The sequence below is a fragment of the Paraburkholderia sp. genome, assembly GCF_035501035.1.
Classification (GTDB): domain Bacteria; phylum Pseudomonadota; class Gammaproteobacteria; order Burkholderiales; family Burkholderiaceae; genus Paraburkholderia.
In genome coordinates this window covers 1-13,507 of the sequence record NZ_DATJWR010000361.1, presented here as the reverse complement: position 1 = coordinate 13,507, position 13,507 = coordinate 1, and the positions used below count along the sequence as shown (strand labels likewise).

The following is a 13,507-nucleotide window of genomic DNA, read 5'->3' as shown; positions in this document are numbered from 1 at the left end:
AAGCAGGCCGCCGAGCGCGCCCGTGACGACGCCCCACAGTACCGACCATTCGTTGCCGCCGAAGTGCGCATTGCGCTGCAGATAGCGGGCGTTCTCGACTGCGAACCATGTCCAGCACACGAGCGCGCCGACGGCACTGCCGATGCCGGCGATGCGCGCAAGCGCGCTGGCTGGCCCGCCGGCGTTCGCGGCGGTGAATACGTCCACGTTGATGCAGACGATGCCGGCGGCGATCATCGCAAGTGGCCAGACGAGCCGTGAAATGGGCACCGCGCCGTGGTCGCGGCGCCCGAGCAGCGTGACCGTGACGGGCAGTACGCCGACGATCAGCGATGCGGGCGCGATGCCCACCAGATGGATCGCACTCGCGAGAAAGAGGTAATAGAGCACGTTGCCGACCAGCGCGAGTTTGAGGAGCGCGGCCAGGTCGGCGCGCGTGATGCGCGGCCACACGCGGCGCAGCATGGGCATGAGCGCGGCAAGCGAGACGAGCCCGTACATGACATAGCGGCCCGCGCTGAGGAGCAGTGGCGAGAACTCCGCCAGTTGCCGGGGCACGACGAACACGGTTCCCCATAACGCGCCGGCGAGCACGCCGTACCACACACCACGCTGCATTTGCATTGCCTCCAGAAACTTCGGGTGGCCCGACCGGGCCTGCCTAACGGGATGTCGCGAAGTTTAGCCGGCGGCCCGCGCGGCCGTCTTGTTCGATCCTGCACCGTGCGTCGGGCGCACGCGGCGGGCGGGCCGGATATTCGGGTCGGAGGTGCGGCGCCTGGCACGGCGTGCGTTAGTCGGGGCAGGCAATGGAAATAATCCCGAAAACGACGCTAAGCTACTGTTCACACTGATGATTTCCAGGGCGCTATCGCGTATAATCTGCTTTTGCGCCTATAGGATTTGCCATGCGTCTGATCCAGAAAGCACTCACGTTCGATGACGTGCTCCTCGTCCCCGCCTTCTCCGACGTTCTCCCGCGCGACACCAGCCTGAAGACCCGGCTGACCCGCAATATCTCCCTGAACATTCCGCTCGTGTCGGCCGCGATGGATACCGTCACGGAAGGCCGTCTGGCAATTGCCATGGCGCAGCAGGGTGGCGTCGGCATCGTCCACAAGAACCTCACGCCGGCCGAGCAGGCGCGCGAGGTCGCGAAGGTGAAGCGCTTCGAGTCGGGTGTGGTGCGCGATCCGATCACCGTGCCGCCGCAGATGAAGGTCGCAGACGTGATCGCGCTGTCGCAACAGCATGGCATCTCCGGCTTTCCGGTCGTGGAAGGCGCACAACTCGTCGGTATCGTCACGAACCGCGACCTGCGCTTCGAAACGCGCCTCGACGAGCCGGTGCGCTCGATCATGACGCCGCGCGAGCGCCTCGTCACCGTCAAGGAAGGCACGCCGCTCACCGAAGCCAAGGCGCTCATGCACAGCCACCGCCTCGAGCGCGTGCTGGTCGTGAACGACGCGTTCGAGTTGCGCGGCCTCATGACCGTCAAGGACATCACCAAGCAGACCGAGCACCCGGCCGCATGCAAGGACGAGCACGGCAAGCTGCGCGCCGGCGCGGCTGTCGGCGTTGGTCCGGACAATGAGGAGCGCGTCGAACTGCTGGTGCAGGCCGGCGTGGACGTGATCGTCGTCGACACGGCGCACGGGCATAGCAAGGGCGTGCTCGAGCGCGTCCAGTGGGTCAAGCGGAATTTCCCGCACGTCGAGGTGATCGGCGGCAACATTGCCACGGCCGACGCGGCGCGCGCGCTCGTCGAGTATGGCGCAGACGCGGTCAAGGTCGGTATCGGCCCGGGCTCGATCTGCACGACGCGTATCGTCGCGGGCGTGGGCGTGCCGCAGATCAGCGCGATCGCCAACGTTTCGGACGCGCTCCGGGGCACGGGCGTGCCGTGCATCGCCGACGGCGGCGTGCGTTTCTCGGGCGACGTTTCGAAGGCGCTTGCCGCGGGCGCGAACGCCGTCATGATGGGCAGCATGTTCGCGGGCACCGAAGAATCGCCTGGTGACACGTTCCTCTACCAGGGCCGCCAGTACAAGTCGTACCGCGGCATGGGCTCGGTCGGTGCGATGAAGGACGGCGCCGCGGACCGCTACTTTCAGGACAACTCGGCCAATATCGACAAGCTCGTGCCGGAAGGCATCGAGGGCCGCGTTGCCTACAAGGGCCCGGTCAATGCGATCCTCTTCCAGCTGATCGGCGGCGTGCGTGCCTCGATGGGCTACTGCGGCTGCCGCACCATCGACGAACTCCATGAAAAGGCTCAGTTCGTCCAGATTACCGGTGCAGGTTTGCAGGAGTCGCACGTGCACGACGTGCAGATCACGAAGGAAGCGCCCAACTATCACGTGGACTAAATCCCCATGAAGCCGCTGCTGCGCGTGCTGCTGTTTGTCGATGCGTTGACGTTGCTGGGGTTCGGCGTGCTGTTTGTGCTCACGCCATGGACCTTGCTCTACAACGCGCTGCAACTGGTGCAGACGCAGCCGGCGCTCGTCGGGCAGGCGTTCGGCGTGGTGCTGATCGGTTTCGCGTGGCTCACGCTGCACGCGGCCTTCAACGGGGCTTTGACCGTGCCCGTCGGTCGTACTGCGGGCCACGTCAACTGGATTGCCGGCGTGCTGATGCTGGTCTGGCTGATCGCTCTGCGCACGCCGCGGCTCACGGGGCTCGGGCAGTTGTCGGGTGGTGCGGTTGGCGTGTGGCTGATCGTCCTTGGGCTGGCGGGCGCCCGGCTTGCAGGCGCGGTTCGCAAGCGCGAGAAGGCGCAGGCGGCTGGAGGCACCGTGCAGCAGCGCGGCGCGCGCAAGGCAGCAAAGGAGCGGCGCGACGAGCCGGTGGAGTATGCGAAGCCAGGCTTTCTGCGGCCGATGCCGTGGGGTGGTGCGCGTGAGGCGCAGCGGCCCGCCGCTCCGGTCGAACCCGTGGTGGAAGTGCCCACGTTGACGCCTGCGGCGGTGGCTCCCGTCGCGCCTGCGTCGCCATCAGCGGCGCAGTCCGAAGAGGCTCGCCGCGCGGCCCGCGACGAAGCGGCCGATGCATCGAGGCCGCCGCTGCGTGGCTGAAGCCGCGCGCAAACCCGGCCTCCGAAACGCCAGACGCATTGCGCCCGAAGCACATCCAGAATTGCGCTATCCGGCTCCGCCATAGTGCGGCGCTCTGGTCCTGATGAATCCATGCTGCGGGCTTTCTCGGGCCACGCGGCTTTCCGTATCCGTTCTTTTTTAGGTCTCGTCCGCAGCCATGCACGACAAAATCCTGATCCTCGACTTCGGCTCGCAAGTCACCCAGCTCATCGCGCGCCGTGTGCGTGAAACCCATGTCTACTCGGAAATCCACCCGTATGACGTCGACGATGCGTTCGTTCGCGAATTCGCGCCGAAGGGCATCATCCTCTCGGGCGGCCCGAACTCGGTCACCGACTCCGATACCCCGCGCGCGCCGCAGGCGGTGTTCGAGCTGGGCGTGCCGGTGCTCGGCATCTGCTACGGCATGCAGACGATGGCCGAGCAGCTCGGCGGCAAGGTGGACGGCGGCCATCTGCGCGAATTCGGTTATGCCGAAGTGCGCGCACGCAACCATACGAGCTTCCTTGAAGGCATCGAAGACTTCCGCACGAGCGAAGGTCACGGCATGCTCAAGGTCTGGATGAGCCACGGCGACAAGGTCACGGAAATGCCGGCCGGCTTCCAGCTCATGGCTTCGACGGAATCGTGCCCGATCGCCGCGATGGCCGACGAAGCACGCCACTTCTATGGCCTGCAGTGGCATCCTGAAGTGACGCACACGGTGCAGGGCCGCGCGATGCTCGAGCGTTTCGTGCTCGGCATCTGCGGTGCGAAGGCCGACTGGGAGATGGGCCACTACATCGACGAGGCCGTAGAGTCCATCCGCAAGCAGGTGGGCAGCGAGCACGTGATTCTGGGCCTCTCGGGCGGTGTGGATTCGTCGGTCGCGGCGGCGCTACTGCATCGCGCGATTGGCGATCAGCTCACCTGCGTGTTCGTCGATCACGGTCTCCTGCGTCTGAACGAAGCCGAGCAGGTGATGTCGATGTTCGCGGACAACCTCGGCGTGAAGGTGATCCATGTCGACGCGAGCGAAGCGTTCATGTCGAAGCTCTCGGGCGTGACCGACCCGGAAGCGAAGCGCAAGATCATCGGCGCGGAGTTCGTCGAGGTGTTCCAGGCCGAAGCGGCAAAGCTGACCGACGCCAAGTGGCTTGCGCAGGGCACGATCTATCCGGACGTAATCGAGTCGGCGGGCAAGGGCAAGAAGGCTGCGCACACGATCAAGAGCCACCACAACGTGGGCGGTCTGCCGGAAACGCTGAATCTCAAGCTGCTCGAACCGCTGCGCGAGCTTTTCAAGGACGAAGTGCGCGAACTGGGCGTGAAGCTCGGCCTGCCGCACGACATGGTGTATCGCCATCCGTTCCCGGGCCCGGGTCTCGGCGTGCGTATTCTCGGCGAAGTGAAGCGCGAATTCGCGGACCTGCTGCGTCGTGCAGATGCGATCTTCATCGAGACGCTGCGCAATACCATCGACCGCGAAACCGGCAAGTCGTGGTACGACCTGACGAGCCAGGCATTCGCGGTGTTCCTGCCGGTGAAGAGCGTGGGCGTGATGGGCGATGGGCGCACCTACGAGTACGTCGTCGCGCTGCGCGCGGTGCAGACGCTCGACTTCATGACCGCGCACTGGGCGCACCTGCCGCACGAACTGCTCGGCCATGTGTCGAATCGCATCATCAATGAGGTACGTGGCATTAATCGTGTCGTGTATGACATTTCGGGCAAGCCGCCTGCGACGATCGAGTGGGAGTGATTTAGGATCCTCTGCACAGGCCATCCTGGAGGAGCACGGCTGGACCATCCACCGGATATGGAGCACTGACGGGTTCCAGCGCCCGATCGAACAATTGGACGTTCTGATTCGTCGCATTGAGGCGCTCAAGTCTGAGTTCGATGAGTGCGGGAAGATACTGCGCTCACCGAACAACTGGATATTGAGGCGCCTTATGTAGAGCGGGAGACTGTAACGGACAAGGAAGACGCTGCCGGTTTCGCACCCTACGAAGAAGTGACCTTGCTACGGTCGCACCATCTCACCGGCGAGTTGCACGAAGCGCCACAGGGCGCGTTGACGGAGTTGGTGGTTCAGGCAGTCCAGGTGGAAGGGCCCGTGCATCGCGACCTGATCGGACCTCCGTCACCTGGCATCGCGTGCGGTTCGAAGTGAAAGCGAGTTTTCCGCGATGCGGTCGAGTCTCGAACGGAGCCAAGCCGGACGGCGAGCTCGAAGTCAGCTTTGGGGTGCTGAGACATCGGCTCTAGATTTCAGCTTTGAGTCGACAAGACTCATTCGCCGCTCGGGTGAGCGGACCATTTCCTCCTGTCCTTCGCGCAAGCAGTGATCGATGTGCAAAGGCGGCCGACGAAGCATCCGCGAGCGTGCCCGCGGCTTCGTTAGGGGGAAGATCAACTATTGGCCCGGCGCCCCGTTGCACGCAGTTCCTGGTCATCAAAAAACTTGCTCGCGGTGATTGCGATCCATGTCCGTACGACGTCAAGTTGCTTAGTCAATTCAGGTGGAGTGCACGAATTGCTATCTTCGTGATACATTGAGTGGCATAGTGACTTGCGAAGATAGCAAAAATGCCAACCCCTCACGCTCCTTCCGCCGGCGTCCGGCGGGCGCTGCGAAAACTGGGCGCCGATATTCACGACGCGCGTCGCCGTCGCCGGTTGACCATGGCGGTGATTGCCGAGCGAGCTTTTACCTCGAGAGCGACTTTGCAGCGCGTGGAGGCTGGTGATCCTGGCGTGAGCATTGGCATCTATGCTGCTGTGCTGCAGGCGCTTGGGCTTCTGGATGGACTACTGGAGGTTGCCGACGCCGCCCGGGATACAGTGGGGCAGTCGCTTGCAACCGCGGCATTGCCTCAGCGCGTCCGGCTGCGCCGTGGTGGTGGAGGGAAGGGTGACCATGACTGATGTTGAGGTCTATATCGATCTCGACGGCTCGCCGCGACCGGTAGGCCTGCTCAGGCGTCATGCGTCGCGCCGGGAAGAAACGGTCACGTTCGAATATGACGAGACCTGGCTGGCCGACGCCGGGCGCTTTTCGATCGAGCCTGCGCTGGCGTTGACGCGCGGTGTCTTCCCACCGCCACCTGACCAATCCATCTTTGGTTCGATCGGCGATTCGGCACCGGATACCTGGGGGCGCCGCCTCATGCAGCGCGCGGAGCGTCGACAGGCCGAACGGGAAGGACGGCGCGTCCGCACGCTCGGTGAACTGGATTATCTGCTGGGCGTAGCTGATGAAACGCGCCTGGGCGCGCTGCGATTCCGCTGGAGCGGAGAAGACGAATTCCAGGCGCCGGTGCCCGCCGGCGTCCCTGCGCTGATCGAACTGGGGCGGTTGCTCAAAATCACCGAGCGCATCTTGCGGGACGAGGAATCCGATGAGGATTTGCAACTGATCTTCGCGCCTGGGTCGTCACTCGGTGGCGCACGTCCCAAGGCCTCGGTCGTCGATCAGTACGGCCATTTGTCGATTGCCAAATTCCCGAAGGAGACCGACGAATACAGTATCGAGGCCTGGGAGGAAGTCGCCCTGCGATTGGCTGAACGCGCCGGCATTCCCACCCCGCATCACGAACTGCTGCAGGTAGCGGGCAAACCAGTACTGCTGTCGCGTCGCTTCGATCGCGCGGGGAGCATTCGCATTCCCTTTCTCTCGGCCATGTCGATGACGGGATCGCGGGACGGCCAACGCGGCAGTTATCCCGAACTGGTTGACGCACTGACGCAACACGGAGCGAAGGCGCGCTCCGATGCTGCGCAACTGTATCGCCGCGTGACCTTCAATGTACTCGTCTCCAATGTCGATGATCATCTGCGCAACCACGGTTTCCTGTGGGTGGGGCGCGATGGCTGGGTATTGTCACCGGCCTATGACCTCAATCCCACGCCAACTGATGTCAAGGCGCGCATCCTGACGACTAACATCGATCTCGACGAGGGAACGTGTTCGGTCGGCCTTCTGGAAAATGCGGCAGAGTTTTTTGGCTTGTCGCTGAAACAGGCTCGGGCCACGATCCGGGAGGTAGCCGACGTGACCCGGACATGGCAGGCGTTTGCCCAGGAAGTCGGTTGCAGGCGCGCAGAAATCGCACGCATGGCAAGTGCCTTCGAGCACGACGATCTTAATGCAGCACTGCGGTTGTGACGGTATCAAGGGCCGCGTTCGAACGAGCCTGACGGTATCAACGACGGTATCGCGCTCACAAATCGTCCTGAGACGGCCAGTGTTCTCGATTTTTCAAACGAGGCGTGCGTTGACCCTCCGATGCATTCCGACTACAGCCGCCAACTGCTGGGCGTGATTTTCGGCATCGCTGACGGTATCGACGCCCGCATGACCAGGCGGAAACGCCGTCCCCAAAGGTCCGAGCCACGAGATTGATAACCGAGTGGGAGTGAAAATCCCCGTTAAATCAGGGATTTAATCGATTCTCGAAGTGGCGCATGCGTTGATGTTGAATAGTTCGCAACCGGATTCCTGGTTCAGTTCGTCCGCCGTCCAGGCTCAGATCTGGACAGGATTTGGACAAGAAACGGCTTGGCGATTGCCAGGCCGTTTTGCGTTGTAGCCCCGTTTCGGTCTGCACAGGCCAAGCCGGCCGTGGGCAAGAACACCCGGGAGAATTGTGTCGTTGCATTGAATAAACTAACGGGCGGCTCTTTGCTTTGTTCACCCGGACTGACGATCTCGATCTCGTCGAATTTCTCGCCAATGGACGTGTTGAGAGGGTTGCGCCGGAAAGCAGCTCCTTCTGTTCGGCAATGCAAGGCTTGCCGGCGCATGGCAGACCTACGGCAGCGGCCATCTGCTAGCCCTGCAACTGGATGACCGTGAGTTGGTCGGCTACGAGCGCGACGACCTGTACCGCCAGGTGGCGCGGAGCTTCGGACCATTCCGGGCAAAGTGCGGAAGGTGTGCACGAAGCTCCGCTAACGCTTAACGTACCGGAAGCGGCGCCAGCCCTCGCTCATTACGAACGTTACGCCAGTAAAGCCAGACGCTGATGGCCAACGTCACCATCTCGGTGATCAGCAGCGTGTACCAGATGGCCGCGCCACCGAGCCACGCATTGAGCAACCACAGCGTGCCGAGCAGCAGCACCCAGCTACGCAGCATCGCGATGGCGGCGGACGGGCCTGGGGCCTCTACGGCCGTCAGAAAGCCCGCCACGATCAAATTACCGGCTGCAGGCAGGATTGCGAGTGCGCACCAGAGCACCGCATGCTCGAGAATCGACCATGCTTCACCGCCCGCCGGCAGAAACGCGAACGTCAGCGGCCGCGCCAACGTCGCCATCGCAACGGCCACCAGCATCGAGAACCCCATCACGGCCATCACGCCAAGCCGGAACGACTCGCGCTGCGCGCGCATATCGCGGGCGCCACGATGGAAACTGATCATCGGTTGCATGCTTTGCGCGAGCGCGACGATCGTGACCGTCGCGCCGAGCGTCATGTACTCCAGAATCGCGTACGCCGCGAGGCCCGGTTCACCGAAATTTGCCAGAATCACGCGGTTAAAGGCGAACACCGTGACCGCGGGCGCAATGGCGTCGAGGAATTCCGACGCACCGTTGTACATCGCGCGCCAGACATGCAACGAGCCGCCACCGAACGCACGGGCCGCAGGTACGACCTTGTGCGCGAGCCAGACGTGATAGGCCAGCATGGCGCTGCTCGAGACCATCATCGAGATGCCGGTGGCGAGCGATGCCCCGTACAGCCCCATACCGCGCACGGCGATCAGCCAGTAGTCCAGTGCCACGTTGGCAAGCGCGCCGAGAAACATCGCATACAACCCAAAGCGCGCGGCGCGCGACCCTTCCACGCGCAGAAACAACTCCATCGCGTAGAGACCGTTGGCGAACAGGATGAACCAAGCCCAGCCCGACAGATAGGCCACGATATCGTTAGTGATGGCCGCTTGCGCGCCCAGCGCGGCCGCGATCTCGTGCTTGAACACCAGCACGCCGGCGCTCATCGCGATACCGGAGGCGAGCATCACCCACAGCACCTGAGAGAAGGCGCGACGCGCCTCGGCATTACGCCGCTCGCCTAGCAGACGGGCGATCAACGTGGCGCCGCCCACGCCCACCATCACACTGAATGCATAAGGGATGTAGAGCAGCGGCACGACCAGATTCAGCGCGGCCAACGCTTGTTGGCCGACGTAACGGCCGATGAAAATCCCGTCGATCAATGTATAGATCGTGTAGACCCAGCCCGACAGGATCGTCGGAATCGCGAGCGACGTGAATTGCTTGAGCAGGGACGTCCTCGCGCCCTGCGGAGTATTGCAGTGATTGGATAGAGACATGGTCCCCCCGATGACTAATTGCCGCGTCGTGTCGGGACGCAGCTCACCGTGGCTTGCATATCGAAATTCTTTGAAAACTTCGAAGGAAAGAGGTCGCCGCCCACGCGCAAGCGATGGCGTGAGCACTCCGCCCGAGACGTCCGCGCGGATAGACAGGCGAGCGTTAGCGGGCCAGAGAGACTGACCGCGAAGCGGGCGGCGGAAACATCGCCTGGTGCAGATGCAGCCAGACAACGCCTTGCCGGGAAACGGAGAAAAGGAGGAAGTTCATGGTGTCTCGTGCATGACGCGCTTGCCAGGGGCATCGCGCCAGTCGTCTGACGTCATGGGAGGGTGGGGCGGGATGCCGCCGCTGCGCCAGAACATCACGCCCGGATTGCCAGACGCATAATACTGACCTGCGGACTTGGGGCGAAGTTCCCAAGTGCTTGTTTTCCATGTACGACGCGCATGCGGTCGACCCATCGGGAAAGACGGTTTCGCGAGACTCATGGAACATTCAGGGCGGTGTCGAAGAACTTCAGTGCTGCATTCCCTATGTAATCGTGCAGTTTCGCGCGGTCTACGCCCGGCGCATCGATACACGCCTCCGGCCATGTGTCCCTACCGTCCTGGTCGCATTCGTTCACGAAGATTTCGTGATCGACGGGGCCCGGCATCACGTCCAGTTGCGTGTGAGGTGCATATCTCGCGGCGAACTCGGCGTTTTCCTTCGGCGGAGCTTGAGTGTCCCTTGCACCAACGATGATATAGGCCGGCACCTTCAACTGTTCAAGCCCTGCCTTGTCCATTCCGAAGCCCGGCAGGTCGCCAGGTGCCATCGCGAGCACGGCCTTGACGCGGCTGTCGTAGACGTTCAGCGCAGGCCGTGCATCGAGCGGCAAGTCTTTGCGGAGTGACGCTGGTATCAGCGGGTCGTTCTTCCAGCGGCGCAGGTAGCCGAGGTACTTGTCCTGGTTCACCATCGCGCCGCCAATCCAGAGCGACGTGAAGCCGCCCTGGGAATGGCCAGCCACGCCAATCCGGTCCCGATCAATATGCGGTCCCCACACTTTGTCGTTGAGGAGGAATGTGATGTCCTTGCTGATGTCGAGCGGCCGTTGCCAGAGCTTGCTTCGCGTGTACATGATCGTTGAGTCATAGGTGTTGGCGCGGTAGTGATAAAGCGTGGCCACGATATAGCCGCGCGATGCGAGGAACTCAGCAAACCACGCGTAGTAAAGCCCATTGCTGCCGTGCCCGTGCGAGAACATGACGAGCGGACGCTTCACGCCGTCGGAAACGATGTCAGCGTCCCGGTAGAGGTGCAGGTTGGTAAAGAACGGCATGTGCAGTGGGGTAGCGGAACTGTTTTGCGGAACAGCCGGGTAGAACAGGGTGAGCGCCAGGCGGCGGTTACCTTGCGCCCTGTCGACGTACTCAATCTGTTTCATTCCGACCGGATACGGAGCGTCGGGCTGTATGGCGTGCGCGAATGTCATCGTGGAGCATGTGCCCACGCAGCAGAGCAGGATCGCTATTGCAGCGCGGATCAGTCCACGCCTGGTCAGCAGGGAAACTTGCATTTTGTGTCCTCCTTGGAACGTTCATTGATTCGCGTTTTCCACGAACCGCACAGCGATGGTTCCCACTTTGCAGCGACTCGTGTCGTCTTCGCCGGATTACACCATCCACCGGTCGGCATCGCTCGCGGGCATACGTCGTTCGCGCGTTGCGATGTCTTTTGCGTCAGACAGGTAGCGTGTCTGCGCGTCCATGGCGAAATTGCGCGTGCGCCGGTGCAGCGCCGCCACGACGTGCTGCAGCAGCGATCCGGTCGCGGGCGATCTCAGCGCCTCCAGTCTGAACGATCGCCGTCCTGATTCTTTGCGCAGCCGGCCTGCTGCCGCTTTTCGCGCTGGCGGAAGATGGCGCGCAGATGGCGATACGCGCCGCGGCTTGGCGCGATCAGTTACCGGTCCAAACTACGCGATCGTCAATCGCGTAAAGCCTGCAATCAGCAAGCCCTCGTCGGTTGCAGAGCGCGAGGGCCCGTGCGGCCGGATCATCAGGTAGCGAACGGTCGTGCGGTGTTGTACCGACCGCATATTGCCCAGCGCCTCCGCTTGATATCACGAACGCACGCGGAACGGGTTGGGACTGGTATTCGCGATAGGCGTTTTTTCCAGCGTTACCGAGCAAGGAAAGAGGATCGACGGCAGGCACGTCAGTGGTTTCGTCACCCGGTTGAAACCAATCCTTTAAAGGCCGTTCCGCCAACCACCGCAACTTCACTCCCACCGACATTTGTGGCTCGGAATTCCGGAACCGCAATTCGTGTTCGCGTTGGGCAATCCTTATTTTGGCGTCAGCCATTAGCCGAGAAAGCGACTTCGACGCATCGAAACCTTTCGCGAACAGTGCTTCGGTAAAAAAGGTATTTTGACTGTCCGCCTGACACCCGAAGGACGCTCGTTCGCCCGAGGCCGATGTGATGACGATACGTCGCGCTGCCTGGAGTTCCGGCAGAAACGACCCGGAAAAGCAGGCGGCAATTATCACAATCGTCGGCCGATTTTCCAAAGGAGCAAGCGCGCTCGACAGTTGTGCCGCCGTCAGGGGTTTCAACTCGTGGTGTGCGACATTGACGCTGAGAATTTTTCGGTTGCCATGTGTGGAAATAAAAACCACTACGATGTCATCGGGGCCCGCATGACTGGAAATCTCTTTTATTGCATTGGCGAGTGTTGCCGGAGTCGCAAACGGGAAATTCAGCTTGTCTTTTTGAGGCCCGTTGCTGTCTTCGTACTTCAGCACCGGTCCGCCCAACTCGGAGAGTCTGCGCGAAACCAGCTCCATGTCATTCTGAAAGGCCGTGGAAGTTGAGTTCATGGCGAAGCCTGCAAACCATACGCGGCGACCTGTCGCCTGGGTTGCTGCCTGAACAGCCTGAGCATCCTGCCGTTGCTCAAGCAACATACTTTGGTTCTGCGCATTCGGATTGCCGGGCGACAGCTCGCCACATCCGCTCAAGGCAACGACTGCGATCAATGCCGAAAGAGATTGAACGGTAAATGTCGGTTTTGATTTTCTCATTTGCTCCTCATCCCGCTCGTCTATTCGCAGCGTTTGCACAAGTACCGAGATCGGCGCACTTTGTCGAATGCACGTGTGCAGCGCCAATAATATACGTCCCGCAAAACTACGTGCGGTCTATCTGGATCTTCTGCAAAATGCAGCGTGCGCCATGCCGGAATAACTCCTCGTGACTTCTATTTAAACGAAGCTGTGGCACACTGCAATCTCCGGCTTTGGGCTTCCGAGGCAACGCGCATGACCGTTCTTGGCGCTATCGTAATGGCGGCAGCTATCCATTCTGGAGCATCGTCGCAGATCGTTGGGACGGAAATCGTTGCGCCGGGGCCGTTAGGTCCGCTGCGGGGCACGTTGCTATCCCCAGCAATACATCACGCCCCTGTGGTTCTGATCGTGCCGGGTTCCGGCCCAACCGACAGAAATGGAAACGGCCCAAACGGTCTTCGGGCCGCAACATATCAACTATTGGCCGAGGGGCTTGCAAGCCGTGGCATTGCGACGGTCCGCATCGACAAAAGAGGCATGTACGGTAGCGCGTCAGCGATACCCGATCCTGACGACGTGACGATTGGCGACTACGCCGCTGACGTGCGCTCATGGGTGAAAACCATCCGGGAGCGCGTTGGCGTTTCCTGCGTATGGGTGTTGGGTCATAGCGAAGGAGGGCTGGTCGGACTGGTTGCGGCGCGGAACGCGGCTGATATTTGCGGTCTGATCCTGGTTTCGACTGCAGGTCGCCCATTGGGAAATGTGTTAAAGGAACAACTGCGATCCAATCCGGAAAATGCGCCAATCCTGAATAACGCAATGGCGGTGCTTAAATCCCTCGAAGGTGGACAAATGGTGAGCGCGGAAAAGATCGACCCCGCCCTGATGCCCTTGTTTAGACCGCGCGTACAACGCTTTCTCATAAGCGAACTGACGCTTGATCCGATTGCGCTGTTAGCCGACTATGCGAGGCCGGTGCTTATTTTGCAGGGACTGCGGGATATTCAAGTGGGACCTGGCGATG

11 protein-coding genes are annotated in these 13,507 nt (G+C 61.8%); 7 read left to right on the top strand and 4 right to left on the bottom strand.

Annotated features, from left to right (window positions below):
* A partial coding sequence (locus VMJ11_RS26385) for a DMT family transporter (protein WP_325623276.1) occupies positions 1-618 on the bottom strand: 618 nt, incomplete at its 3' end.
* 290 nt (positions 619-908) lie between these two features.
* On the opposite strand from VMJ11_RS26385, the gene guaB reads away from it, so the two are divergent.
* The 6 genes from guaB to VMJ11_RS26355 all read left to right on the top strand — a co-directional run bounded on the left by guaB (position 909) and on the right by VMJ11_RS26355 (position 7,248).
* Positions 909-2,369, top strand: a complete 1,461-nt coding sequence (gene guaB / locus VMJ11_RS26380; RefSeq protein WP_325623274.1) for an IMP dehydrogenase — start codon at positions 909-911, stop codon at positions 2,367-2,369.
* Between the two features lie 6 nt (positions 2,370-2,375).
* Positions 2,376-3,077 (top strand): hypothetical protein, encoded by a 702-nt coding sequence (locus tag VMJ11_RS26375; RefSeq protein ID WP_325623273.1) that lies wholly within the window; start codon positions 2,376-2,378, stop codon positions 3,075-3,077.
* Positions 3,078-3,255: 178 nt separating this feature from the next.
* On the top strand, positions 3,256-4,839 hold the full coding sequence (guaA, locus tag VMJ11_RS26370; protein WP_325623271.1) for a glutamine-hydrolyzing GMP synthase: 1,584 nt from the start codon (positions 3,256-3,258) through the stop codon (positions 4,837-4,839).
* A gap of 144 nt (positions 4,840-4,983) precedes the next feature.
* Positions 4,984-5,253 carry a DUF3320 domain-containing protein gene (locus VMJ11_RS26365; RefSeq protein WP_325623269.1) on the top strand — a complete coding sequence of 90 codons (270 nt, stop codon included), beginning with the start codon at positions 4,984-4,986 and terminating at the stop codon, positions 5,251-5,253.
* A gap of 416 nt (positions 5,254-5,669) precedes the next feature.
* Complete coding sequence (locus VMJ11_RS26360; protein WP_325623267.1) at positions 5,670-6,008, top strand: helix-turn-helix transcriptional regulator; 339 nt, start codon at positions 5,670-5,672, stop codon at positions 6,006-6,008.
* Entirely contained in the window at positions 6,001-7,248 is a 1,248-nt protein-coding gene (locus VMJ11_RS26355) for a type II toxin-antitoxin system HipA family toxin (protein ID WP_325623265.1), read from the top strand. Before VMJ11_RS26360 ends, VMJ11_RS26355 begins: the two co-directional genes overlap by 8 nt.
* A gap of 792 nt (positions 7,249-8,040) precedes the next feature.
* Here VMJ11_RS26355 and VMJ11_RS26350 read toward each other — a convergent pair.
* The 3 genes from VMJ11_RS26350 to VMJ11_RS26340 all read right to left on the bottom strand — a co-directional run bounded on the left by VMJ11_RS26350 (position 8,041) and on the right by VMJ11_RS26340 (position 12,495).
* On the bottom strand, positions 8,041-9,654 hold the full coding sequence (locus VMJ11_RS26350) for an MATE family efflux transporter (protein WP_325623263.1): 1,614 nt from the start codon (positions 9,652-9,654) through the stop codon (positions 8,041-8,043).
* A 254-nt stretch (positions 9,655-9,908) separates the two neighbouring features.
* Positions 9,909-10,985, bottom strand: a complete 1,077-nt coding sequence (locus VMJ11_RS26345; protein WP_325623262.1) for a lipoprotein signal peptide — start codon at positions 10,983-10,985, stop codon at positions 9,909-9,911.
* 382 nt (positions 10,986-11,367) lie between these two features.
* On the bottom strand, positions 11,368-12,495 hold the full coding sequence (locus tag VMJ11_RS26340; protein WP_325623260.1) for a C13 family peptidase: 1,128 nt from the start codon (positions 12,493-12,495) through the stop codon (positions 11,368-11,370).
* 237 nt (positions 12,496-12,732) lie between these two features.
* On the opposite strand from VMJ11_RS26340, the gene VMJ11_RS26335 reads away from it, so the two are divergent.
* Positions 12,733-13,507: alpha/beta hydrolase (locus tag VMJ11_RS26335; protein WP_325623258.1), on the top strand; the 775-nt coding region annotated here is incomplete at its 3' end.

Bases quoted from the DNA above. Each gene is read 5' to 3' on its own strand.
- VMJ11_RS26345 (WP_325623262.1), bottom strand. From the start codon at position 10,985: ATGCAAGTTTCCCTGCTGACCAGGCGTGGACTGATCCGCGCTGCAATA.
- VMJ11_RS26375 (WP_325623273.1), top strand. From the start codon at position 2,376: ATGAAGCCGCTGCTGCGCGTGCTGCTGTTTGTCGATGCGTTGACGTTG.
- VMJ11_RS26340 (WP_325623260.1), bottom strand. From the start codon at position 12,495: ATGAGAAAATCAAAACCGACATTTACCGTTCAATCTCTTTCGGCATTG.
- guaA (WP_325623271.1), top strand. From the start codon at position 3,256: ATGCACGACAAAATCCTGATCCTCGACTTCGGCTCGCAAGTCACCCAG.
- VMJ11_RS26360 (WP_325623267.1), top strand. From the start codon at position 5,670: ATGCCAACCCCTCACGCTCCTTCCGCCGGCGTCCGGCGGGCGCTGCGA.
- VMJ11_RS26355 (WP_325623265.1), top strand. From the start codon at position 6,001: ATGACTGATGTTGAGGTCTATATCGATCTCGACGGCTCGCCGCGACCG.
- guaB (WP_325623274.1), top strand. From the start codon at position 909: ATGCGTCTGATCCAGAAAGCACTCACGTTCGATGACGTGCTCCTCGTC.